Source organism: Mesorhizobium sp. WSM4810, from assembly GCF_055811235.1.
The window spans coordinates 163,355-186,905 of sequence record NZ_JBVVQV010000002.1 but is presented as its reverse complement, the minus strand read 5'-3'; the positions used below and the strand labels follow the sequence as shown (position 1 = coordinate 186,905).

At 61.8% G+C, this 23,551-nt stretch carries 26 protein-coding genes; 21 read left to right on the top strand and 5 right to left on the bottom strand.

Annotated features, from left to right (window positions below; genetic code table 11):
• Positions 1-115 precede the first annotated feature (115 nt).
• The 5 genes from AC0L3O_RS03685 (at position 116) to AC0L3O_RS03665 (ending at position 5,337) form a co-directional block, all read left to right on the top strand.
• Complete coding sequence (locus AC0L3O_RS03685) at positions 116-1,003, top strand: carbohydrate ABC transporter permease (protein WP_091596095.1); 888 nt, start codon at positions 116-118, stop codon at positions 1,001-1,003.
• Position 1,004: 1 nt separating this feature from the next.
• A complete protein-coding gene (locus tag AC0L3O_RS03680; RefSeq protein ID WP_473614837.1) occupies positions 1,005-1,877 on the top strand; it encodes a carbohydrate ABC transporter permease in 873 nt (290 codons plus the stop codon).
• 59 nt (positions 1,878-1,936) lie between these two features.
• Positions 1,937-3,442 (top strand): ABC transporter substrate-binding protein, encoded by a 1,506-nt coding sequence (locus AC0L3O_RS03675; RefSeq protein ID WP_023799419.1) that lies wholly within the window; start codon positions 1,937-1,939, stop codon positions 3,440-3,442.
• Positions 3,443-3,512: 70 nt separating this feature from the next.
• The gene (locus tag AC0L3O_RS03670; RefSeq protein ID WP_128167724.1) at positions 3,513-4,238 is read left to right on the top strand and encodes an SDR family oxidoreductase; all 726 of its coding nucleotides are present in this window, start codon (positions 3,513-3,515) and stop codon (positions 4,236-4,238) included.
• Between the two features lie 31 nt (positions 4,239-4,269).
• Positions 4,270-5,337 (top strand): ABC transporter ATP-binding protein, encoded by a 1,068-nt coding sequence (locus AC0L3O_RS03665; RefSeq protein ID WP_023799417.1) that lies wholly within the window; start codon positions 4,270-4,272, stop codon positions 5,335-5,337.
• A gap of 32 nt (positions 5,338-5,369) precedes the next feature.
• On the opposite strand, the gene AC0L3O_RS03660 is transcribed toward AC0L3O_RS03665, so the two are convergent.
• The 3 genes from AC0L3O_RS03660 to AC0L3O_RS03650 all read right to left on the bottom strand — a co-directional run bounded on the left by AC0L3O_RS03660 (position 5,370) and on the right by AC0L3O_RS03650 (position 8,092).
• Entirely contained in the window at positions 5,370-5,726 is a 357-nt protein-coding gene (locus tag AC0L3O_RS03660; RefSeq protein WP_287072818.1) for a DUF488 domain-containing protein, read from the bottom strand.
• Positions 5,727-5,837: 111 nt separating this feature from the next.
• The gene (locus tag AC0L3O_RS03655; protein ID WP_473614835.1) at positions 5,838-7,094 is read right to left on the bottom strand and encodes an aminopeptidase; all 1,257 of its coding nucleotides are present in this window, start codon (positions 7,092-7,094) and stop codon (positions 5,838-5,840) included.
• 83 nt (positions 7,095-7,177) lie between these two features.
• Complete coding sequence (locus tag AC0L3O_RS03650; protein WP_473614834.1) at positions 7,178-8,092, bottom strand: LysR substrate-binding domain-containing protein; 915 nt, start codon at positions 8,090-8,092, stop codon at positions 7,178-7,180.
• A gap of 97 nt (positions 8,093-8,189) precedes the next feature.
• Between AC0L3O_RS03650 and AC0L3O_RS03645 the strand changes: the two genes are divergently transcribed.
• The 3 genes from AC0L3O_RS03645 (at position 8,190) to sbmA (ending at position 11,139) form a co-directional block, all read left to right on the top strand.
• The gene (locus AC0L3O_RS03645; protein WP_128167720.1) at positions 8,190-8,402 is read left to right on the top strand and encodes a hypothetical protein; all 213 of its coding nucleotides are present in this window, start codon (positions 8,190-8,192) and stop codon (positions 8,400-8,402) included.
• A gap of 176 nt (positions 8,403-8,578) precedes the next feature.
• Positions 8,579-9,739, top strand: coding sequence for a YbfB/YjiJ family MFS transporter (locus tag AC0L3O_RS03640; protein WP_473614832.1), 1,161 nt, complete (start codon positions 8,579-8,581; stop codon positions 9,737-9,739).
• Between the two features lie 122 nt (positions 9,740-9,861).
• Positions 9,862-11,139 (top strand): peptide antibiotic transporter SbmA, encoded by a 1,278-nt coding sequence (gene sbmA / locus AC0L3O_RS03635; RefSeq protein ID WP_023799410.1) that lies wholly within the window; start codon positions 9,862-9,864, stop codon positions 11,137-11,139.
• A gap of 28 nt (positions 11,140-11,167) precedes the next feature.
• Here the strand turns inward: sbmA and AC0L3O_RS03630 are convergent, their stop codons facing one another.
• The gene (locus tag AC0L3O_RS03630; RefSeq protein WP_473614831.1) at positions 11,168-12,163 is read right to left on the bottom strand and encodes a polysaccharide deacetylase family protein; all 996 of its coding nucleotides are present in this window, start codon (positions 12,161-12,163) and stop codon (positions 11,168-11,170) included.
• 299 nt (positions 12,164-12,462) lie between these two features.
• Here AC0L3O_RS03630 and AC0L3O_RS03625 point away from each other — a divergent pair, with 299 nt between their 5' ends.
• Positions 12,463-13,128: a tetratricopeptide repeat protein gene (locus tag AC0L3O_RS03625; protein ID WP_473614830.1), complete on the top strand. Its 666-nt coding sequence runs from the start codon at positions 12,463-12,465 to the stop codon at positions 13,126-13,128.
• 3 nt (positions 13,129-13,131) lie between these two features.
• Positions 13,132-14,562 carry a ribosome biogenesis GTPase Der gene (gene der / locus AC0L3O_RS03620; RefSeq protein WP_473614828.1) on the top strand — a complete coding sequence of 477 codons (1,431 nt, stop codon included), beginning with the start codon at positions 13,132-13,134 and terminating at the stop codon, positions 14,560-14,562.
• A gap of 39 nt (positions 14,563-14,601) precedes the next feature.
• On the opposite strand, the gene AC0L3O_RS03615 is transcribed toward der, so the two are convergent.
• Positions 14,602-15,360 (bottom strand): SDR family NAD(P)-dependent oxidoreductase, encoded by a 759-nt coding sequence (locus AC0L3O_RS03615; RefSeq protein WP_473614827.1) that lies wholly within the window; start codon positions 15,358-15,360, stop codon positions 14,602-14,604.
• 190 nt (positions 15,361-15,550) lie between these two features.
• On the opposite strand from AC0L3O_RS03615, the gene AC0L3O_RS03610 reads away from it, so the two are divergent.
• The 11 genes from AC0L3O_RS03610 to AC0L3O_RS03560 all read left to right on the top strand — a co-directional run bounded on the left by AC0L3O_RS03610 (position 15,551) and on the right by AC0L3O_RS03560 (position 23,550).
• The gene (locus AC0L3O_RS03610; RefSeq protein ID WP_023799405.1) at positions 15,551-16,147 is read left to right on the top strand and encodes a L,D-transpeptidase; all 597 of its coding nucleotides are present in this window, start codon (positions 15,551-15,553) and stop codon (positions 16,145-16,147) included.
• A gap of 199 nt (positions 16,148-16,346) precedes the next feature.
• On the top strand, positions 16,347-16,484 hold the full coding sequence (locus AC0L3O_RS03605) for an ABC transporter (protein ID WP_084646669.1): 138 nt from the start codon (positions 16,347-16,349) through the stop codon (positions 16,482-16,484).
• 138 nt (positions 16,485-16,622) lie between these two features.
• Positions 16,623-17,207: a hypothetical protein gene (locus AC0L3O_RS03600; RefSeq protein WP_031255001.1), complete on the top strand. Its 585-nt coding sequence runs from the start codon at positions 16,623-16,625 to the stop codon at positions 17,205-17,207.
• A 157-nt stretch (positions 17,208-17,364) separates the two neighbouring features.
• Complete coding sequence (locus AC0L3O_RS03595; RefSeq protein ID WP_031254999.1) at positions 17,365-17,952, top strand: protein-S-isoprenylcysteine O-methyltransferase; 588 nt, start codon at positions 17,365-17,367, stop codon at positions 17,950-17,952.
• A 10-nt stretch (positions 17,953-17,962) separates the two neighbouring features.
• A complete protein-coding gene (locus tag AC0L3O_RS03590; RefSeq protein WP_473614826.1) occupies positions 17,963-18,742 on the top strand; it encodes a hypothetical protein in 780 nt (259 codons plus the stop codon).
• Positions 18,742-19,629, top strand: a complete 888-nt coding sequence (locus AC0L3O_RS03585) for an SDR family NAD(P)-dependent oxidoreductase (protein WP_473475375.1) — start codon at positions 18,742-18,744, stop codon at positions 19,627-19,629. Before AC0L3O_RS03590 ends, AC0L3O_RS03585 begins: the two co-directional genes overlap by 1 nt.
• Before the next feature lie 283 nt (positions 19,630-19,912).
• The gene (locus AC0L3O_RS03580; protein ID WP_287363202.1) at positions 19,913-21,097 is read left to right on the top strand and encodes a cell wall hydrolase; all 1,185 of its coding nucleotides are present in this window, start codon (positions 19,913-19,915) and stop codon (positions 21,095-21,097) included.
• Between the two features lie 242 nt (positions 21,098-21,339).
• Positions 21,340-21,738, top strand: a complete 399-nt coding sequence (locus AC0L3O_RS03575) for an AtpZ/AtpI family protein (RefSeq protein ID WP_023799399.1) — start codon at positions 21,340-21,342, stop codon at positions 21,736-21,738.
• Positions 21,739-21,808: 70 nt separating this feature from the next.
• Complete coding sequence (locus AC0L3O_RS03570; RefSeq protein WP_077381387.1) at positions 21,809-22,567, top strand: F0F1 ATP synthase subunit A; 759 nt, start codon at positions 21,809-21,811, stop codon at positions 22,565-22,567.
• A gap of 81 nt (positions 22,568-22,648) precedes the next feature.
• Complete coding sequence (locus AC0L3O_RS03565; protein WP_023799397.1) at positions 22,649-22,873, top strand: F0F1 ATP synthase subunit C; 225 nt, start codon at positions 22,649-22,651, stop codon at positions 22,871-22,873.
• Positions 22,874-22,950: 77 nt separating this feature from the next.
• Positions 22,951-23,550: a F0F1 ATP synthase subunit B gene (locus AC0L3O_RS03560; protein WP_023799396.1), complete on the top strand. Its 600-nt coding sequence runs from the start codon at positions 22,951-22,953 to the stop codon at positions 23,548-23,550.
• Position 23,551 lies beyond the last annotated feature (1 nt).

Here is a 23,551-nt window from a genome sequence, read left to right as displayed (position 1 = left end):
GCTGTAGCCGGCCAACAAGTGCTTGCCACAGACAGGGCGACGATATAGCATTTGAACAAATGCACAAGATATGAACATTTGTGCATCGCAAAACGAAGCGGTTCGGGAGGAACGCGTGCGGGTTGCCCAAGCCAGACGTTTCGTCATTTCGGATCACCCGCTGCCCTGGCTGCTGCCGCTGGTGGCGATCCTGCTTGTCTTCACCGTGTATCCTCTCGTCTACAACATCTGGCTGAGCTTCCATGAGTTCGTCCCGCGCCGGCGGGCGCTCGAATTCGTCGGAACGGAAAACTGGGTGCAGCTGTGGAACGACACGCGGTTCTGGCAGTCGCTCGTCATCACCTTCACCTATTTCGCCATCGCGCTGATCTTCGAGCTGGTGCTCGGCATGGCGATCGCGCTGCTCCTCGACAGCGACGGCTTCGGTTTCGGATTCCTGCGCGGCGTACTGACGATGACGCTCGTCATTCCGCCAGCCATTGTCGGCATGATGTATCTGCTGATGGAGGATCCGCAGTTCGGCGTGATCAGCTATCTCCTGCAGTCGATCGGACTGCTCAATTCGAACAACCCCATCCTCGCCACCGCGTCGACCGCGCTTGCCGGCGTTCTCGTCGCGGAAATCTGGCAGTGGACGCCGTTCATGGTGCTCATCTTCCTTGCCGGTCTCAGGGCGCTGCCGCCGGAGCCTTACGAGGCCGCGATGATCGACGGCGCCTCGTCGTTCCAGATCTTCCGGCGCATCACCCTGCCGATGATGTCGAAGGTGATCGCCATCGCCGTGCTGGTCCGCGGCATCGATCTGTTCCGGGTTTTCGACTACGTCTTCGTCATGACCTCCGGCGGGCCGGGAGCGTCGACCTACTCGCTGTCCCTCTATGCATGGCAGCAGACGTTCAGCTTCGTAAAATGGGGCTATGGAGCCACGCTCAGCCTTGTCACCCTGGTGATCATCCTCGTCATTGCCAACCTCTTCATCCGTATCGCCAAGGTGAGGTGGTAGAATGAACGGCTCCTTCTCGACCCGCATGCTTCGCACCATCGCCGCCTGGGTTGTGGTCGCGATCTTCTTCTTTCCGATCTACTACTGGACGTCGGTGGCGTTCAAACACGGCAACAACATCTTCAACCGGCCGCCGAAACTGTTCGCCTTCACGCCGACCTTCGACAATTTCCAGAAGGTGTTCGGGATTTCGCTGGGCAGCGGCGGCATCACCGTGACGCCGGGCGGCGGCAATTTCTACATGGCGCCCCGCGTCTGGGATTCGATTGTCATCGCGACGCTGTCGACCGTGCTCGCCGTCGCCATCGCCACGCTTGCCGCCTATGCCCTGTCGCGCATGCACTTCCGCGGCCGGCACAGTTTCGTCGGCTGGGTGTTGTCGACGCGCATGATGCCGCCCGTCGCGGTCGCGGTGCCGATGTTCTTCATCTACAAGAATTTCGGTCTCATCGACACCTATACCGGCATGGTGCTGATCCACGCGCTGATGAACCTGCCGCTCGCCGTCCTTCTGATGAAGAGCTTCTTCGACGACATTCCCTCCGAGATCGACGAGAGCGCCATTGTCGATGGCGCCAGCCGCTTCATGATTTTTCGCAGGATCGTGCTGCCGATGGCCAAGGGCGGCATCGCCGCCACGGCGGTGCTCTGCTTCATCTTCAGCTGGACCGAATTCCTCTTTGCGCTGACCCTGACCACCACGTCGCTCAAGACCGTGCCTGTCGTCTCGTCGACCTTCGTCACCTCGATCGGCACCGCCTGGGGCAACATGGCCGCGCTTGGCGCCGCATCCATCATTCCCGCTTTCATCTTCATTCTGTTGGTTCAGAAGCACCTCGTGCGCGGTCTCACGATGGGATCGTTGAAACAATAGATGGGAGGCTCGAATTCGCAGCCTTGAGAAAATCGCGAATTAAACCGGAGGAGTAGACAATGAAAGACAGCATCAGAAAGACGCATCTTGCCTCTGTCACCGACCGCTTCGTTCGCGGACAGATGGACCGCCGCTCGTTTCTTCGCGCAGCAGGCATTCTCGGCCTCGGCGCCGGCGCGCTCGGCATGGGCCTGGGGCGACGTCCGTTCTACGGCATCAGCCAGGCATCGGCTCAGGAGCAGGAACTGAAGCCCAGCGCCGAAATCACCAAATGGCTCTCGGATGTCGGCAAGCCCTTTGCCGGAACGACGCTTCGTCTCGCCACCGAATCGACGCCGCCGTCCAATGCCATCGCCACGCAGCTCAAGCAGTATTTCGAGGAGGCCACCGGCATCAAGGTCGAGATAGAAGTGCTGCCGCTCGAGCAGGTGCTGCAGAAGCTGACGCTCGACGTGGCCTCGAGCCTCGGCACTTACGACCTCTACTATATCGACCAGAGCTGGGCGGCGAGCTTCAGCCAGGACGTCTTCGACCCGCGCGAGCAGCTCAAGAACGCCGACTTGGCAATGCCGAACTACAACATCGACGACTTCCTGAAGCCGCTCGTCGACGGTATCGCCATGTACGAGGACCGCATGGTCGGCGTGCCCTACGACATCCCAATCTTCATCATGCAGTACCGCAAGGACGTCTGGGACGAGCTCAAGCTGCCGCCTCCGGCGACGCTGGACGATTTGCTGAAGGCATCTGCGGCGATCACCGACGCCAAGGGCCCGGACATGTACGGCACCAGCGGCCAGATGAAATCGGGCCATTACAGCCTCGAATGCGATTGGACGGCGTGGCTTTGGGGCCATGGCGGTTCGATTTTCGGCCCCGACGGCAAGTTCACTGGCAATGACGACGCCGGCTTGGCCGCCATGGCCTACTGGGACAAGCTCAAGGCGACGATGCCGCCCGGCGTCGACGGCTGGACATGGGATGGCGAGGGCCAGTCGGTCGGCCAGGGCGTCGCCGCCTCGATGCTGTCCTGGGGCGAATTCTTCCCGTTCTTCGACGATCCCAAGGCCTCCAAGGTCTCGGGCCTGATGGAAGCGATGGTTCCGCCGAAACCTGCCGCGACGCTGCGCACCGTCGAGCAGACCGGGTTCGGCGAAATTCCGGGCGTTGGTCACCAGGGCGGCTCTTCGCTCGCGGTATCGAAATACTCGAAGAGCCCGGACGCCGCCTGGATTTTCATGCAGTGGGCGACCTCAGCCGATACCCAGGCGCTGATAACCGTTCTGGGCGGCGGTACCGGGCCAACGCGCACCAGCGTCTATGACGATCCGCGCGTGCTGGCCAATGCGCGTGTCGGCGCCGGCACGACCCGCCACTTGCCGGTCGTGCGCGACACCATCGCCAACTACATGGGATCCGAGCCCGACCTGCCGGCGTGGGCAGAACTCTCGAGCGACATGATCCCGGTTGCGCTGGGCAAATACTTCGCCGGCCAGTCGGGCTCGGCCAAGGAGTCACTCGACGCCCTGAAAACCCAGGTCGACGATCTCGTCGCCAAGGGCTGAGTCTTCCCCCGGGCTGGCTGCCCTAGGGCCGCCAGCCCGGCGTATCGACAATTTTCGATTGAGGAAAGTCATGGCTGGAAAACAGCTCGTAGCAGTGACAGGAGCCAGTTCTGGTATCGGCGAGGCGGTCGCCAAGGCGTTTTCGCGCGCCGGCCACCCTGTTCTAATGATGGCCCGCCGTCTGGAGCGCATGGAGGCGCTCAACCTGCCCGACAGCATGGCCCGGCAGGTCGATGTCCGCGACCGCGCCGCGATCGCAGCCGCCGTGAAGGAGGCGGAAGCCGAGTACGGACCGGTCGACATGCTGTTTGCCAATGCCGGCATAGCGCGTCTCGCCGACATAGGGCGCCAGCCGCCCGAGGAATGGGACGAGATGATCGACATCAACACCAAAGGCGTGCTGAATTCGGTCCACGCCGTGATGTCGGGCATGATGGAGCGCCGTCATGGAACGCTGTTCATGATGAGTTCGATCGCCGGCCGAAAAATCTATCCGGATCATACGGTCTACTGCGGGACGAAATTCTTCGTTCACGCCGTGTCGGAATCGCTGCGCGACTATCTTTCCGACTATGACGTCCGCGTCGTCGTGCTTTCGCCCGGGGTGATCGAAACCGAAGTTCTGAGCGGCGTCCTCGATCCGCAGACGCTCGCCAACTACAATGCCAACAAGCTCAAGATCGGCGGCGGCATCGGCCCGGAGCACGTCGCAGACCTCATGCTGCACGCCTACCTCATGCCACAGAACGCTCTCGTGCAGGAAATCGTCATCACACCGACCAGGCAGAAATACTGACGACCCTGACCCGGGCGTCTGGAGACAAAGAATGGCCACCGTAGAATATAAGAACATCGCCAAGAATTTCGGCAATGTCGAGGTGATGAAAGACATCTCCTTCGGCATTGCCGACCGCGAATTCGTCGTGCTTCTTGGGCCGTCGGGCTGCGGCAAGACCACGCTCCTGCGCATGACGGCCGGGCTCGAGCGGGTGACCAGCGGCGATCTTTTGATCGGCGACAGGCGGGTCAATGACGTTCACCCGCGCGATCGCGACATCGCGATGGTGTTCCAGAATTACGCGCTCTATCCGACAATGAAGGTGTTCGACAATATCGGCTTCAGCCTGGAAGTGGCGAAAGTGCCAAAGGCGGAGATCAGGAAGAAGGTCGAATGGGCGGCGGAAATCCTGAATCTCACGCCCTATCTCGGGCGCTATCCCAAGGAACTGTCGGGTGGCCAGCGCCAGCGCGTCGCCATGGGCCGCGCCATGGTGCGCAATGCCGCCGTCTTCCTTTTCGACGAGCCGCTCTCCAATCTCGACGCCAAGCTGCGCACGCATATGCGCGTGGAAATCCGTCAACTCCACAATCGTCTCGGCACAACCACGATCTACGTCACCCATGACCAGATCGAGGCGATGACGATGGCCGACAAGATCGTGCTGATGCACGCCGGCAGGATCATGCAGATCGGCACGCCCGACGAGGTCTACGAGCGCCCGAACTCGAAATATGTCGCTGATTTCATCGGCTCGCCGTCGATGAACTTCATCGCCGGCGCTGTCGAGACCGCAGGCGGCAGTCCTCGCTTCGTCGCCGAAGGCGTGTCGATCGGCCTGTCGCCGCAGATCAAGGCAACACCAGGCCAAAAGGTCATCATGGGCGTCCGGCCACACGATCTCGGCATTTCGGATACGGGTGAGATCATGGGCGAGGTCGTGCTGTCCGAAACGACCGGCGCCGATGTCCAGATTCATTTGCGCGTGGCCGGATACGATGCCGTCGCCGTGGTGCCGCGTGACGAGCGCCGCAGCGCCGGCGCCGCGATCAATCTTTCGGTGCTGCCGGGCAAGGTGCACCTCTTCGATGCGGCCACGGAACTGCGTGTCGCCTGAGCTAGCGATGACCGCGTCGGCAGAGCGCTGCCTCAGCCCTTCAGGCTGAGATAATCAGCCAAAGCCACCGCGTTGTTGTGCAACTCGTCCTGGGCGCCGTAGAGCAACGTCACCCGGCCGTTGTCGAGCAGGGCACGCAACTGGCCGACCGCCTCGCTGTTCCGGTCGAGCTCGCCGCGATAGCGCTGCTGGAATTCCATCCAGCGCGTCGGCTCGTGGCCGAACCATTTGCGCAATTCATCGCTTGGCGCGATGGTCTTCAGCCATAGTGTCAGCGCGGCGTCTTCCTTGCGGACGCCGCGCGGCCATAGGCGGTCTATGAGCACCCGCTGCCCATCGCCAGGCGAGGCCGGCTCGTAGATGCGTTTGACCCTGATATCGAGTTTCATTGCCAACTCCGGGGTTGGCCGCCATGTCGTCTTGCTGGCCATGTCGTCTTGCTGGCCATGACGGCTTGCTGGCGGCTGCTTACGCCCACTCGCCCTTACGCCCACTCGCCCCTAAGCCCATTCGCCCTTGCGCATCACCGGCACGCGGCCGCCGTCCTTGCCGACGCCGTCGATGTCGACCTTGTCCGAACCGATCATCCAGTCGATATGGATGAAGCTCTTGTTGCCGCCGCGCGCCGCGATCTCGTCCTGAGTGAGCGAGGCGCCGTCGACAAAGCACTTCGAATAGCACTGCCCGAGCGCGATATGGCAGGCGGCATTCTCGTCAAACAGCGTGTTGAAGAACAGCAGGCCGCTCGCCGCGATCGGCGAGGAATGCGGCACCAGGGCGACCTCGCCGAGCCGGCGTGCGCCTTCATCGGTGTCGAGCACTTTTTTCAGCACATCTTCGCCGCGGCTGGCCTTGGCCTCGACGATGCGACCCTGCTCGAAACGCACCGCAATGCCGTCGATCAGCGTGCCTTGGTACGACAGCGGCTTGGTGCTCGTAACATGGCCTTCGACGCGCCTTGCATGCGGCGTGGTGAAAACCTCCTCGGTCGGGATGTTCGGGTTGCAGGTGATGCCGTTCCTGGCAGTCGAGGCGCCGCCCATCCATTCATGGCCGTCGGCCAGGCCGACGGTCAGGTCGGTGCAGGGTCCGGTGAAATGCAGCGCATGGAAATTATGGCCGTTCAGCCATTCGGTGCGGCTGCGAAGCGCCGCATTGTGCGCCTTCCAGTTGCCGATCGGGTCGTCCACATCGACCCGTGAGGCGGCAAAGATCGCGTCGGCGAGCTTCGCCACCGCGACGTCGTCGCTATCGCCCGGAAACACCTGCCTGGCCCAGGCCAGGTCGGGGTAGGCGACGATGTTCCAGTTGATGTCGAAGCCGGTGATCTTTTCCAGTGCCGGCTGGTAGGCGATCGAGTTCGCCTTGTTGGCGCGCGCCACTTTCGCCGGATCCTGCGCCGACAGCAGCGACGGATCCTCGCCGCGCACGGCCAGCCGCGCCGCATTGTTGGCGAAGGCCTTGGCCATGCCCTCGTAAAGCCAGCCGGCGGCGTGGTCGAAACCGGCATCGGCGCCGTAGCGGAAGCGTGCCAGCGTCATCTCGTCGTCGTTGAAGATCGGCGTCACCAGGCCGGCGCCGGCCTTGTAGGCGTGCTCGACGATCCGCCGCGTCAAAGGCAGCGCTGCGATCGACGATGTGAGCACCAGGTCCTGCCCCGGTTGCAATTGCAGCCCGACCTTGATGGCGACTTCTGCCAGCCTGTCGAGCTTCACCGGGTCGATCGTTGCGGAAACGCCGCGCGAATGTGTGGTCATGATCCTGCCTGTCGCGATGTGGGAGCCTGGTTCTTACATAGACCGGTGCCATCGGTCTTTCCACCGTGATCGACCGGGCCTGCTCAGGCCGCGCCGGCGAGCGCGCCGAACTGCGCCATCGTTGCCTCGATCTCCTCGCGGATCCAGATCTTGAAATCGCGCACCTTGCGGCTCTCGCTCTTGCTGGCCGAGGTCACCAGCCAGTAGCCCAGCCCGCTCTCGGCGCGGACGCCGAACGGCGCGACCAGCCGGCCGTCGGCGAGAGCATCAGCCGTCAGCAATTGCCAGCCGAGCATGACGCCGTGGCCGGCGATCGCCGATTCCAGGCACAGCATCGGGTCGGTGAAGCGCGCGCCGTTGAGGAAGCTGACCGGCTTCACCCCGGCCGCCTCGAACCAGCTTTCCCAGCTGATCATCGCTTTTTCGTCGGTGATCGCGCAGGTCAGGGCGAGATCATCGATCGATTTCAGTTTGTCGGCGATCACCGGGGCGCAGACCGGGAAGACTTCCTGCGCCAGCAGCAGTTGCGCGCGCACGCCCGGCCATTTGCCGTCGCCAAGCCGGATGGCGATGTCGATGTCCGAGCGATCGAGATCGGCAATCCGCACCGAGGCGTCGATGCGCAAAAGCACATTCGGATGCCGGGCGAAGTGACATGATAGTCGAGGCAGCAGCCACTTCGAGGCAAAGGCCGGCGCAACCGAAACCACCAGCGTGCATTCGGAGGCCTCGTCGGCGAGCGCCACGGCTTGGGCGAGCTCGCGGAAACCTGCCCCGAGCCGGGCGGTGAAGACGGTGCCGAATTCGGTTGGCACCAGACCGCTTGCCGTTCGTTCGAACAGCGCCTGGCCAAGTTGCGCTTCCGTCCGCTTGACCTGCTGGCTGACGGCGCTGGCGGACACGTTGAGTTCGCTCGCCGCAGCCGAAAGCGATCCCAGGCGGGCGACGGTTTCCACGGCGCGCAGGCCGTTGAGGTGGACGCGGTTGAGCATGGCCATACAGTTTTTCTAAACCAGCACGGTTGAAATCTCAATTGAAATGCGGGGAGGAACGGCAAATTTTAAGGAACAAGCAGACCTGTGGAGGAAGAATACGATGAAGATTTTGTCACTGCTCGGGGTCTTTTCCGCTGCCGGCGCGCGGCAAAGCGGGCCGCAAGAAAGCGAAGCCACCCGATGGGCCACCGATCCGCTGTCGCATCCTGTGCTGGACACTATGTCGGAGCGCGAACTCGGCGACGTGCCGTTCCGGCTGACGGCCCGGCGCACTGCCTACGAGACCGGCACCGGGCAGGCCGGCTGCGGCTGAAGATGCGAGCGAAGCGACGTCGCGGAGACCAGGGATGACGAAGCCATGGTGGTCTGCGGCCAATCGCAAACGTCGGATATTGGTCGGCTGGAAGCTGCTCGTCCGCCGCTGCAACCCGTTCTGGCCCAACAACAAGCGGATTGTTTCACCGGCTCGTGCACTTATTGTGCGCCGCAATGAAAGCCGCTTCGCCGTCCCCTTTGCGCCTCGCCTTCGCCGGCATGATTGCCCTGGCCGTCGCCATGGGCATCGGCCGCTTCGTCTACACGCCGATCCTGCCCGGCATGATGGAGGAACTAGGACTGACGCCGGCCGATGCCGGCTGGATCGCATCCGCCAACTATCTCGGCTATCTCGTTGGCGCGCTCGCAGCCGTCGGCGGCTGGGCGCACGGTCGCGAGCGCCTGCTGATGCTGGCCGGTCTTGCCGCCACCGCAGTCCTCACCGGGCTGATGGGCCTGGCCGGCACGATGGCGGCCTTTCTCGTCATCCGCTTTCTTGCCGGTGTGGCCAGCGCCTTCGTCCTTGTGTTCATGTCCAGCATCGTTTTCGGTCATTTGGCCGTGGTCGGCCGAAACGACCTGCAGGCGCTGCATTTCGGCGGCGTCGGCCTCGGCATAGCGGCGTCCTCGGCGCTGATGGCAATACTCGTCACCGGACAGGCCGGCTGGCCGGCGGGCTGGTTCTGGTCCGCCGCGATCTCGGCCTGCGCCATTGCCGTCGTGGCCTTGCTGCTCGGCAGCACTGCGACCGCCAACGGCGCCGATGGCCGCGAACCGGCGCTGCCAAAGGACCGGTCACTGGTGAAGATCATCGTCGCCTACGGGCTGTTCGGCTTCGGCTATATCGTGACGGCGACGTTCCTGGTCGCCATCGTCCGGCAGGGCGGCGGCGGCCGCGTCTTCGAGGCCGTGGTGTGGATGGTCACCGGCCTTGCCGGAATTCCCTCGGTCTGGCTCTGGCAGAAGATCGCGGCAAAGATCGGGCTCTACCGGGCTTATGCCTGGGGGTGCCTCGTCGAGGTGGTCGGGGTCAGCGCGAGCGTCACTATGGGCGGACACATTGGGCCGCTGCTCGGCGGGTTTCTGCTTGGCGGCACCTTCATCGCCATCACCGCGCTCGGCTTGCAGAGCGGAAGGCAGCTTGCCCCGCAAGCGCCACGCCGGATCCTGGCGTTGATGACGGCGTCCTTCGGCCTCGGTCAGATCATCGGTCCGATCGTCGCCGGCCTGCTTGCGCAAGTCTCCGGCGACTTCTTCCTCGCATCGATCGTGGCCGCCGCCGTGCTGCTTGTCTCCGGCGCGGTCATCTGGTCGGCTGCGCCAAAATCGCCATGATTGTGGTCTTGCTCGGTGCCGGGCATCACGCACCGGCCATTTTCATTCCGATCGATGTGTGACCTTATGCCCGCTGAACAGCAACGCCGCTGATTTGCGCATCGACCGAGGATTTCCCAACAGTGTTCGTATCCTTCTTCCCGCAGCCGAAGTTGTTTTTCACTTCGGCCGTCGCCTGGAGCCTTCTGCTCGTCCTTCTGTGGTTTTTCGGCGGCGAGCACCTTGGCACGATGCTCGGCATGCCGCCGGTCGACCCGCAGGCAGCACCAGTCATCAGCCCGATAAGATTCCTGACGCCGGCATTCCTCTGGTTTTACGGATATTTCTTCGCCGGTATGGGCGTATTCTACCTTTTCTGGGCGCTGTATTCCCCGCATCGCTGGCAAAACTGGTCGATCCTTGGCTCTGGTTTGATTATTTTCGTCACCAATTTCATCGTGCAGATCAGCGTGGCGCTCAATGACTGGCGCGGCATGTTTTACGATATGGTGCAGAAGGCGCTGACCACGCCGGGCTCCGTTTCCCCTGCCGAGCTTTACTACGGAGTATGGCAGTTTCTGTCCTTGGCCCTGGTCTATATGAGCATCGCCGTTCTGAACGTCTTTTTCGTCAGGCACTATGTGTTTCGCTGGCGCACCGCGATGAACGATTATTTTACCGCTTACTGGCCGAGGCTGCGCCATATCGAAGGGGCGTCGCAGCGCGTTCAGGACGACACGATGCGCTTCTCCGGCACAATGCAGGGGCTCGGCGTGAACTTCATCGACTCCATCATGACCCTGATTGCATTCCTGCCCTTGCTGGCCTCCCTTTCTCTCCATGTCTCAACGCTCCCAATCGTCGGAGCAATCCCTTATCCGCTGGTCATTGCGGCGATCGCCTGGTCGCTGTTTGGCACCGGCTTGTTGGCAGTCGTCGGCGTCAGGCTGCCCGGGTTGGAATTTCGCAATCAGCGGGTTGAAGCCGCGCTGCGCAAGGAACTTGTCCTCGGCGAGGACGACACGGCACGAGCGCAGCCACCAACTCTGGCCGAGCTTTTCAGAAATGTTCGCAAGAACTATTTCACTCTCTATGCACACTATGTCTATTTTGACATGGTCCGCTATCTATACCTTCAAGTCGACAACGTATTCGCTACTCTTATTCTTGTTCCGACCTTGGCAATCGGCAAGATAACATTTGGCGTTTTCCAGCAGATTGTTACCGCTTTTTCACAAGTCGCCACTTCGTTCCAATATCTCGTGAATTCCTGGCCGACCATCGTCGAGCTGATATCCATCTACAAGCGCCTGCGCGCCTTCGAGGCGACACTTGAAGGGGCGCCGCTGCCGGAAATCGACCAGGCCTATCTGGAGCGAGAGCGAGCCGGCTTGCGGCCTGAGGATCAGCCGGTAAGTTGAGAGTGACGGGGCGGCGAGCGCTTTCGGCTCAGCCGCCCACCGACGCCTGCTTTTCCCCGGCGCGTTGGCGCGAAACATAGTCGCGATAGCTGATGCACTCGACATCGGGCCTGGTGCAGACCTCGTCGGCAAAGCGCTCGAGCGCCTTCCAGTAGGCGCCGTCATTCATCAGTGTGAAATGGAAGCCGAGTTCCAGCGGAATGCGTTTGCCCTGATATTGCGCTTCGAAGGCGGCGCGAAAGGCGTCATGGGTCCGGTTGGCGAATTCGTCCGCCTGGCTCGGCCGCTCGAAGCCGCCGGAATGCCTGACATAGAGATTGTAGTCCATCGCGATCACCGGCCTTGTGTCAGGACCTTCCGGAATCTTCGGCAGTGAGAAGCGCGTGATGCCGTCGCTGGTTGGTGGCCGGGCAGGGCCGCGCGACACACCGCTCGCGTCGAACCAATAGCCCGCCCTTGGCAGCGCCTCGTAGAGCGCCTTGTTTGCCGACAGATAGGGTGCGCGAAAGCCAACCGCCTTACGTGCAATTTCGCGCCAGCCTGCGGGTTCGGAGGTAATAGCGTTGATCGAATAGGCATTTTCGAGAATGCGCTTGAACGAACCGAACTCGCTCAGCCAGTCGGCCTTGTTCCAGTCCTTGCCGTCGAAATGGCCGCAAGCGTGGCTGCCGATGTCATGGCCTTCCGAGGCGGCAAGGTTTATCTGCTCGAGCCGGTCAGCGATTTCCTGTTTCGAGGCGGCGAAGCCGATATTGGATTTGCCTGATGCCTTGCCGGGCGCCGTGTATTGCTTGCGCGTCTCCGGCGAGAGCAGGAAGACGCAGGACACGAAGTAGGTGAAATGGGCGCCGGTGCGCTGGGCCAGCGCCCGGCTGCGCTTCCATTGCAAAATATCGCGGGCGCTGTCGAACGAGATGAGGACGGCCTGCTTTGGCTTTGCCGGCGCTGGCGGGTCGGCGACAGCAGCGCCCGCCGCAGCAAGCGACGCGATCGAAAACGCAACAGCGCGGGACAAACGAGGCATCAGTGTCTGATCTGGATTTTGAGGAGGGTTCGCGCACCGGCTATCGGCGAAATGTGGCGTGGGTGCGGTCGCCCTTTGCAGTCATCCTTTACATCGTCGTCCGGCGATTAGCCGATTTTCCGGTCGAACCCCTTCCATGCCGGCAAAATTTCGCTAAAACGCGGGCTACCGCATCGGCCTGAAGTGCAGAATTGATTTTTTTTCAGGAAACACGATGCGCAAATTCAAAGTGTTAGAGCGTACTTTCCATGGACGCACGTCGCTCTAAACCGCCCTGAGGCGGGCAGGATGGTTTTGAGATGTCGGACGACAGTTTTATCCGCGAAGTCAATGAAGAGATGCGTCGCGATCAGGCGCATGCGCTGTGGGACCGTTTTGGTCCTGCCTTGCTTGCGCTCGCGATACTGGTTGTGGTCGGCACCGCCGCCTTCGTCGGCTATCGCTATTGGGACGAGACCCGCGCCAATCGCTCGGGCGATGCCTTCTCGCAAGCGCTGAAGCTCGCCAATGAAGGCAAGAGCGACGAAGCGCTGGCGGCCCTCGATGCGCTGGAGAAGGATGGCTACGGCGCTTATCCGCTGCTCGCCCGCATGCGGGCGGCAACAGTCAAGGCGGACAAGGGCGACGCCGCCGCCGCCGTCAAGGACTTCGACGAGGTCGCCGCCGATGCGCACATTCCATCGGGCCTCCGCGATATGGCGCGCCTCAGGGCAGCGCTGCTGCTCGTCGACCACGGTTCGTTCGCCGATGTTTCGAGCCGAGTCGAGACGCTCACCGCCGACACCAATCCGCTGCGCCATACGGCGCGCGAGGCGCTCGGCCTTGCCGCCTGGAAGGAAGGCAAGGCGACGGACGCACTGAAACTGTTCGACCAGATTGCCTCGGATGACAGCGCCCCGCGCAACGCGCGCGAGCGGGCCACGTTGATGTCCGAGCTGATCCGTGGGTCGGGCGGCGTGTCGTGACAGATGACGTTCAAAGTCGCCATCATTGGCCGGCCTAACGTCGGCAAATCGACCCTTTTTAACAGGCTGGTGGGAAGGAAGCTGGCGCTTGTCGATGATACGCCGGGCGTCACCCGCGATCGTCGCGTCCATGCCGCCAAACTCTACGATCTGCATTTCGACGTCATCGACACTGCCGGCTTCGAAGATGCCGCTGCTTCGACGCTGCCGGGCCGCATGCGCGCCCAGACCGAGATCGCCATCCGCGAAGCCGACCTGATCTTTTTCACCATCGATGCCAAGTCCGGGCTGATGCCTGACGACAAGACCTTCGCCGAGATCGTGCGCAAGTCCGGCAAGCCGGTTGTCGTCGTCGCCAACAAGGCCGAGGCGCGCGGCGCCCAGGGCGGCATGCTGGAGGCCTGGGAACTCGGCCTTGGCGAGCCGATCCCGGTCTCGGCCGAACACGGCCAGGGCCTGCCCGATTTGCGCGATGCGGTGATATCAGCACTGGGCGAGGCGCGCGCCTTCGGCGAAGAAGAAGATGCCGACGAGGAGGCCGCCGCCAGCGAGGTGCTGATCGGCGAGGACATCACCAATCCGGATGCCGAGCCGAGCTATGACGATACCAAACCGCTGCGCATCGCCGTCGTCGGCCGTCCGAACGCCGGCAAGTCGACGCTGATCAATGCGCTGATCGGCGAGGAGCGGCTCCTGACCGGTCCGGAAGCCGGCATCACCCGCGATTCCATCTCCGTCGACTGGGACTGGCATGGCCGCCGCCTGAAACTGTTCGACACCGCCGGCATGCGCCGCAAGTCCCGGATCCACGAAAAGCTGGAAGTCATGTCGGTGCAGGACGGCTTGCGCGCCATCCGTTTTGCCGAGATCGTCATCATCGTGCTCGACGCCACCATTCCCTTCGAGAAGCAGGATCTGCAGATCGCCGACCTGATCATCCGCGAGGGCCGCGCGCCGGTGATCGCCTTCAACAAATGGGATATGATCGACCACCCCCAGGAACTCCTGGCGGAACTGCGCGAGAAGACCGAGCGGCTGTTGCCGCAGGCGCGCGGCATCCAGGCGGTGCCGGTCTCGGCCGAGACCGGGCGCGGCCTCGACAAGCTGATGGATGCCGTCATCAAGACGCACAGGGTGTGGAACAGCCGCGTCTCGACCGGCAAGCTCAACCGCTGGCTGGAAGGCATCCTGGCGCACCATCCGCCGCCTGCCGTCGCCGGTCGCCGGCTGAAGATCAAATATGTCACCCAGGCCAAGACGCGGCCGCCAGGCTTCGTCGTGTCCTGCTCGCGGCCGGACGCGATGCCGCAATCCTATGTCCGCTACCTCTCCAACAGCCTGCGCCAAGCCTTCGACATGCCCGGCGTGCCGATCCGTATCGCCTTGCGGACCTCGGAAAATCCGTTCGCCGGCAAGGCGAAGAAACGCCGCTGAGCGCCGCGTCTTTTGGGCGCCAGCGTCAGCCACGACGCGCTAATGGGCGGTGTAAGCTCCGTCGACCAGATGGTAGCTGCCAGTGATAAAGCTGGCCTGATCGGACAACAGGAAGCACACAAGAGCCGCTACCTCTTCCGGTTTGCCGCGCCTGCCCATCGGTTGAAGGGCTGCCATGCGCCTGGTATTGGCTAATGCCTCCGCTTGCTCCGATAGAAGAGGCGTTTCGATCCAGCCGGGGCCGACGACATTGATCCGGATGCCCATCCTCGCATATTCAATCGCAGCAACCTTGGTCAGCCCAACGACCCCGTGTTTCGCTGCCGTGTATGCGGACGCAGTCGGCAAGCCGACGGAACCGAGAATTGAGGACATGTTCACGATGGCGCCTCCGCCTCGATCCAGCATGGCGGCGATTTCGTACTTCATGCTGTAGAAAACGCCATTCAGATTGACGTTCATCAGCCTGTGCCAGTTGTCGAGCGGATAGTCTGCCGTCGCTTTTCGAACGCCGTCGATGCCGGCATTGTTTACCGCCATATCCAGTCCGCCGCATTTCTGGACAGTGAACTCGATCAGCTTTTCGACGGCTGTCGCATCCGTGACATCGACCGCAAAATCGTGGGCCCTGCCTCCTTGCGCGCTTATTTCGGCAGCCATGCAGCGCGCGGCCTCGGCATCAAGGTCGGCGACAACAATTTCGGCTCCTTCTTGCGCGAGTTGCCGTGACACAGCCGCTCCTATTCCGGAGCCTGCGCCGGTCACAATCGCGACTTTACCATGGAAGTCAGGCTTCATCGTCTCTGTCCTATGCCCATTGTGGCCTAACCGAACAGAGGCGGACGGTTATCGCAAGAAGTTTCGCTCCAATTCGCTCGTCAATCCTGTGAATTCATTTTGCCACCCCACAGCGAGACTTGGCCCGCAGGCCTTGCAATGGTAGAGACGAGGAAGGGCGGTAGATTGACCAGTTTCCTAGCAGGTAGAAATGGAAGAACACAACATTGCGCGCCGGGGGCTCGTGCTGGGAAGTCTGGCTCTGATGCTCTCCGGGTGTACGTCCACGTTACAGCAGGTGACGGAGCCGATTTCATCCGCGTTCGGACCAAGGAATGGCCTCAATCCTCGTTTCCGACGGAAGCAAGTGCGGTACGACGGGAACGAGCCGCCTGGAACGATCGTCGTCGATACTTCGCAACGTTTTCTCTATGCCGTCGAGGGCGACGGGTGGGCGACGCGCTACGGCGTCGGCGTCGGCGAGCAGGGGCTTTCGTTCAAGGGTACAGCGACCGTCGCCCGCAAGGCGGACTGGCCGTCGTGGACACCCACCACCAACATGATGAGGCGCAAGCCTCGCCTGGTGAAGTATGCAGGCGGGGTCCCTGGTGGACCAAACAACCCGCTTGGTGCGCGTGCCCTTTATCTCTATCGCAACGGGCGCGACACCTACTTCCGGATACATGGTACAAACGAGCCATGGACGATAGGCACAGCGGTATCGAACGGGTGCATCCGTTTGACAAATGACGACATCATCGACCTCTACGAACGGACTCCTTTGGGCACGACGGTGGTGGTGGTTTGATGGTGGGCAGGCCCGATCTCCGTTGCATGGTGAGCCCTGCCGGCACGTCACCGCAAGGATTTCGGCTGCAACCGAATGCCGACTGTGTCATTTCTGCACTAGGCTTTGGTGTAGATCGCAGCTAACTTGGTTGGGCTGCATATCTTTTTATTTGTGGCGATTCTATAGGCTGTTCCGCCCCTGGGGAAAGGATTGCTTGATGAGCAGAATGTTGATTGTAATGGTTGCTACCCTCGCCGTTACCAGCCTGAGTGGCTGCGCGAACGGGATCGGTAAAGGAAAGGGGAAGGCTCCTCCGCCGGAACCCGTTGCCGTAGAAGAGCCCGTGATTAAATAAGCACCGGCTTTCGGAGATTTGGGGAAGGGCCGCCAGGCCCTTCCCCATCGATATGCAGGGGCCAAGGCCGGATTCGCAGCCTACATGCGGTTGGCGGGCATAGGCTGGCACCAGGTCTGCCTCGGAGTTCTGGATGAGATGACGCTTGTAAGTGGCCGTTCAACAATTGTGGCCCTGCTCGCGCTTGTCGCGGCGTCATGTCAGTCGCAGGACAACAAACCCCAGCCGACTTTTGTGTCCAATGAACGGGCACTGAGTACCGCGGCGATGCCGGCGCGCGCGGCCCAACGGCATTTCATCGAGTTCCGCTCCCGGTACGCCCTTACCTACGGCCATTCCTACGTGATTTTTGGACGATTGAACCAGGCGGGACGGATGGTCAACCCCGAAGTCGCGGGGCTCGCTCCGAAGTCCGATGATCCCAATGTCTATGTTCTCGGCCATGTGGCGCCCGTGCCAGCCACGACCGGGTGGACGGACGGCGACCTGGAAGATGCCTACCGGTCGGCAAGCTGGCGCGTTTTACTTACCGAAGCCGAATATAGGAAAGTCGTCGCGAGCATACGAAAGCTGCAGGCCAGCTCTCCGCTTTGGCACGCCTCACTCTACAACTGCAACGCATTCGTAGCGGACATCGCCAGATCGATGGGGTATAAGACCCCCGGTACCTGGCTCCGGCCGCAACAATTCATAACCAAGCTTCGGGAGATGAACGGCGGTTGAAATGCGATTTGCAAACCCGCTCTCGCCTCATTCGCCCGGTCAACTCCGAAAGCAGCGCGCTCTGAATGTCTTCGGTCGACAATTCGGACGCTGACATCGTTGCGACGGTTTATCGTGGTCCCAGATCGAGAAAAGGCTCCGGTGACCTGAAGTGACCATTTCTGTAGCTTCACTTGGCGAGATCATATGGGTGATCGGTCTCGTTGCCTGGTATGTGATCCGGTATCCCTTCGAGCGCCGGGCAAGGCGCGTGCGAATTGTAGCTGGCGGCCGCTCGCGTTCCGACACCGTCGGGCTTGCATCGGCTCTCCTTGGCCTGGCGATCCTGCCTGGCTTCTATGTCGCCACCGGCATCCCCGCAGCGGCTGACCATCCGGCCAGCGTGTGGTCGGTGGCGCTCGGAACCATCATCTTCTGCTCCGCGCTGTGGATTTTTCGCATGTCCCACAAGGAACTTGGCCGTAACTGGTCGATCACGCTCGAGATTCGCGAACGGCACGAACTGGTCAGCGCCGGGCCATACGCCTTGGTCCGTCACCCGATGTACACCTCGTTCCTGCTTATGGGGCTCGGCCAGCTCTTTCTGCTGCCGAACTGGGTTGCGGGCATATCCGGTTTGATTGGTTTCGCCGTCCTTTTCCTGCTGAGAGTGGACAAGGAAGAGCGTATGATGCTTGAGACTTTAGGCCCGCAATACCGTGCCTATATGGAAAGGACCAAGCGAATAGTCCCTTATCTTTATTAGAGGTCGTTTGATGCGAGGTCGAGCCATCAAGCTTTCGGCGCCCCGGCGCCTTGTTGGCGATCTGATGAGGTTTTCGATCGGCGTGCCACGGGTCGCGGTGCAGCGTCAGATGAATCTCGGCCCACTCGTAAGGGCTAGAATGGCGCAGCAGACCAGGCCCTCGTGGACCGCGATCTTCCTGAAAGGCTATGCGCTTCTCGCCCTGGAGATGCCGGAGCTGCGGCGCGCCTATGTCAAATTGCCCTGGCCGCAGCTTTACGAGTATCCGGCAAGCGTGGCCTCGATTGCCCACGAGCGCGAATATGATGGCGAGCCGGCCGTTCTGCTGAGCTGCATGAAATGCCCGGAACGCTACTCCATCACGGAACTTGAGGGGTCCATCCACGCGGCTCGATCACGGCCGATCCTCGAGGTCCCGGAGTTCCGGCGTGCCTTGCGCATGGCAGCTGCGCCCGCGCCTGTCAGGTGGCTGCTTATGTGGCTAGGGTTGAACATCGCCCGGCAAAGGGCAAATTACTTCGGTACCTTCCAACTGTCCGTCTATTCTGGTCTCGGTGCGGAATCACTCAACCCACTGACACCATTGACCACGCTTCTGAACTACGGTCCGATCGGCAACGACGGATCGGTGAATGTCCGCATCCACTACGATCACCGGGTGATGGATGGAGCGAACGTTGCACGAGCACTGGAGCGATTCGAAAAGATTTTGAACGGCACTGTCGCCAATGAAGTGGTGCTGCTCGGTCAGGGTGTTTCCGCTCCTGCAAGACAGAGGAACGCGACGTGATTTCGCACAGTGGATTGCGGCCGGCCGTCGTCGTGATTGGCGGCTCGGGTGGAATTGGCCGGGCAATTGCGAGCGTCGCTGCACGGGAGCACGGCGCGGTTGTGCTGGTTGCCCGCTCGCGCGAGGGTTTGGCCGCCGCGGCGTCTGAGGTTCGGGAGGCGGGTGGCGAGGTATTCACGCTCGAGCTGGATCTCGTGGCAGGCGATGCGCCAATTCGCCTGGAGGGCTTTCTGTCCGCACACGGCCTGGTCTGCGATGTCCTGGTCAACAGCGCCGGCTATGGCCTGCGGGGTGCGACGACGGCGCTGCCTGTTGATGGTCAACTCGGCATCATCGATCTCAACATACATTCCCTCACAGAACTGACCCTCCATTTTCTGCCCGGAATGGTGGCGCGCCGACGGGGCGGGGTGCTCAATCTCAGTTCCGTGGCCGGGTTCCTTCCCGGACCTTATATGGCTCTGTATTTCGCCAGCAAAGGTTTCGTGCGCTTCTTCTCAGAGGCGCTTCACCAGGAATTGCGTCGAACCGGTGTGACGGTCACGTGCGTGGCACCGGGCCCGGTGTCGACGGAGTTTCTCGCAAGGTCAGGCGCCAATCAGACGGTGCTCTTCAACGTCTTGCCCAAGGTGGATGCGGAATATGTGGCCGAACGTGCGTGGCGAGGGTTCAGATCCGGTCGTCGCCTCGTCGTGCCGGGAATCTCGGCCAAGTTGGCTGCCCTTGCGGCATCGCTCCTGCCTTCCGCAGCGCTGCTGCCCCTGGTCGGCCGGCTGCAACGCGGCGGCAATGATCAATGTCCCTGCGGTTCAGGTATGAAGTTCAAGAAATGCTGCGGCACCCGCCAGATCCAGCTGCGCCGGGGTCCTCGGGGAATTGTCCCCTGACCGGACCAGCACGCCACCGAAAAACCTTATTGAGGCAAGAGACCGCTCGCCGATGGCGGGCCGTTAAGCAAGTTCGTGGCATCGCCGTTAAGCATGTTCGTGGCATAGAGGAGGCTCCTCCATCTCTGAACAGCGTTCTGGGGAGTGGTTAACGGGACCGTTGGAGCCGTTTCCAACAAAAGCCTTTGAAATGATTGGCGCCGTCGACCTCCGTTAACGCCCCATCAAGGTTAATGCATCATCGTGCCTCTCCAGTGGGTCCGTTGCGTTTCTGGAGAGTTCCGTGCATCGACGTGTTTTGAAGCGGCTTGTCGCTTTCGCCGGTGAGAAAAGACGTTCCTTTCTGTCTTCTCTGGTCATTGGACTTGGCATTTGGGTCGGCTTTCCCAATGTCATCGCCTACCAGGACATGACGAGCCTGGTTTCGGGCCTCAAGGCGCCGAACGCCCGCTGGAACGCCTATGTCGAGAAATCCGTCGCCGGCTCGGTCCATGCCGCCGAAATGCCTTTCCTCGATACCGACATCACCGGCTCGATCTCGGGTTCCGGCGTCCGGTTGCCCGGCATCGGCGCCGTGTCGTTTCGCGGCAAGGGCAGCGTGGCCAGCACGACGCCCGACGAGGACCGCATCATGCGCGCCGACAAGAAGGGCCGCATCATCATCGTCTCGCCGGTCGCGCCGCCGAGGAACTTCAATGCCGGCTCGGTGTTTGAGCGCACCTCCTCGCTGCTTCGCCCGAGCATGGACAGCGGGCTGAAGATGGCGTTCGCCAAGCCCGAGATCAAAGGCAAGGAGATCCAGATTGCCGCCGCGTTCCATAGGCGCGTAGACAAGAAGCCGGATCCCGGCGTGCCGGCCATGCTGGCCGCGCTGGTCAACAACGACCGCCCCGACGTCCTGGCGACGGCCTACGCAGCGGCCGCGCCTGACTATGCCCAGGCTTCGCCCTTCGAGGCCTTGCTTCAGGACGAGCAGCCGAACGATGGCCGTTTCATTCCGCCGGTGGCAAAGGGCGATCATTCGTGGATGCAAACTCCGCTGCCGGCGAGCGTCTTCTCCAAAGCGGAACAGGCTTGCCTCGCCAACGGCATCTATTTCGAGGCGCGCGGGGAATCGGTGCGCGGCCAGGCCGCCGTCGCCCAGGTCATCCTCAATCGGGTTCGCAATCCGGCCTATCCGAACTCGATCTGCGGCGTCGTCTACCAGAACGACAAATGGTTCAACCGTTGCCAGTTTTCCTTCGCTTGCGACGGCAGGAAGAAGCGCATCCAGAGTCCCGCCCACTACAAGACCGCGCAAGACATCGCCATGGCGGTCACTGCCGGCAAGATCTTCATCCCGGAAGTCGGATCGTCGACGCATTACTACGCCAACTACGTCAACCCGGGTTGGGCGCGGACGATGAAAAAAATGACCAGGATCGGCCTGCACATTTTCTATCGCACCTATGGCGGCGGCTGGAGCTGAGCGCTCCGGCAAGGCCCCGGGCGCGGCCGATCGAAGACCCGTCGCTGCAGGGATTCGGCCGCGACACGCCGGCGGCGGTAGCGGGCACGATGTCGCACCCTGGCAAGTTATTGATTTTCATGGGAAAAATACTTGACGATGAAGTCCTGCCCGTGGCTTGACGGGCGGGGACCCTCTAACTATGTTGCCGGCGACTTAAGAGCGGACGGACGGTGACGATCTGACCGGGCAAGGGGGTTGCGATGGCCGACAAGAATGGGCCAGACGGAACCGGAGAAACCGGCCGCGGCAAACAGCGTCAAGCCGATATCCGCGACGACGATCTTGAGCGCCGCCGGCGCGACCTTGAAGCATCGCTTGCGACAAGGCGGCCGGACCGGCTCGAGGGGAAAGACGACGCGAAAGCGGGCAGTGCGGCCGGATATGGCCAGGCGCTCAAGCTATCCAGCGAATTCATCGCCGGGATAGTGGTTGGTGCGGGTCTTGGCTGGATCATCGATCGTGTGGCGGGGACATCGCCATGGGGTCTGATTGTTTTTTTGCTGCTCGGTTTTGGCGCCGGCGTGCTCAATGTCCTGCGCTCCGCGGGACTTATGGCGGAATTCGGGCAGGGCGATAAAGCCCGCGATCCGAAAGAATGACTTGAGGCGCCGCTTGCCGGCGCAGTGAACAGGACACTAAAGCCGCGCGCGGCTTTGATGGGGATTTAAAGTGGCTGCTGACAAGGTCGATCCGATCCACCAGTTCCATATCAACAAGCTGATTCCGATCGAGATCGGCGGCTACGACCTGTCGTTCACCAATTCGGCGCTCTTCATGGTCGCGACCGTCGCCGTTGCCTCGGCGTTCCTCTATCTCAGCACCTCGAGCCGCAGCCTCGTTCCCAGCCGTCTTCAGTCGGTCTCGGAAATGGCCTACGAATTCGTCGGCAACATGCTGAGGGACGCGGCCGGAACCCAAGGCATGAAGTTTTTTCCCTTGGTATTTTCGCTGTTCATGTTCGTGCTCGTTGCCAATCTGCTCGGTCTTTTTCCATATTTCTTCACCGTCACAAGCCATATCATCGTCACCTTCGGCCTTGCCGCGCTGGTGATCGGAACCGTCGTCGTCTACGGCTTCATGAAGCATGGCCTTGGTTTCCTGAAACTATTCGTGCCGCATGGCGTGCCGGTTTACCTGCTGCCGCTGGTGGTGCTGATCGAGGTGATTTCCTTCGTATCGCGCCCGGTCAGCCTCTCGGTTCGTCTGTTCGCCAACATGCTGGCCGGCCACATCACGCTGAAGGTGTTTTCGGGCTTCGTGGTGAGCTTGAGCGCGCTTGGCACGCTCGGCATTGCCGGATCGGTCCTGCCGCTGGCGATGGCCGTGGCGCTGACGGCGCTGGAGCTGCTGGTCGCCTTCCTGCAGGCCTACGTCTTTGCCGTGCTGACCTGCATGTATCTGAACGACGCCCTGCATCCCGGGCACTGACCCAGTTGACCCAAGAGTTTCCGGCCCTGCTGCCGGGATAGAAATCGCAACGGAATTTTTAGATCCAAAGGAGTTGAACACATGGAAGCAGAAGCAGCAAAGTTCATCGGCGCCGGCATCGCATGCCTCGGCATGGGTGGCGCCGGTATTGGCCTTGGCAACATCTTCGGCAGCTATCTGGCGGGCGCGCTGCGCAACCCGTCGGCCGCGGATGGCCAGTTCGGCCGCCTGATCTTCGGCTTCGCCGTGACTGAAGCGCTGGGCATCTTCTCCCTGCTCATCGCGCTTTTGGCCCTGTTCGGCTGAGCCCCTGTTCGGCTAACATTGGGAATTGGAAGGGCCGGCCGCAAATCGGCGGCAGGCCTGACATCAGGGGATAGTCGATGTTCGTGACATCTGCCTTTGCGCAAGAGTCCGCGCCCGCCGTCGAAGGCGGCCATACCGGCACGGAAGGCGATACGCATTCCGGCACCGGTGTGCCTGCCGAGGCGCACGGCGTGTTCCCGCCATTCGATCCGGCGACATTCCCGTCGCAGCTTCTGTGGCTGGCGATCACCTTCGGGCTGTTCTACCTGTTCCTGAAGAAGGTGGTGATGCCGCGTGTTGGCGGCATCATCGATGTCCGCAACGACCGCATCACCCAGGACCTCGACCATGCCGCCAGGCTGAAGGGCGAGGCCGATGCCGCCGTTGCCGCCTATGAGCAGGAACTGGCGGAGGCCAAGACCAAGGCCAATGCGATCGGCCAGCAGGCCAACGACGCCGCCAAGGCGGAAGCCGAGGCCGCCCGCAAGAAGGTCGAGGCAGCGCTTGACCAGAAGCTTGGCGAAGCCGAGGCTCGCATTTCGACCATCAAGGCCAATGCCATGAAGGAAGTCGGCACGATCGCCGAGGACACGGCTTCGGCAATCGTCGAGGCGCTTGTCGGCGGCAAGGCCAGCAAGGCCGAGATCGCGGCAGCCGTCAAATCCGTGGCCCGGTGAG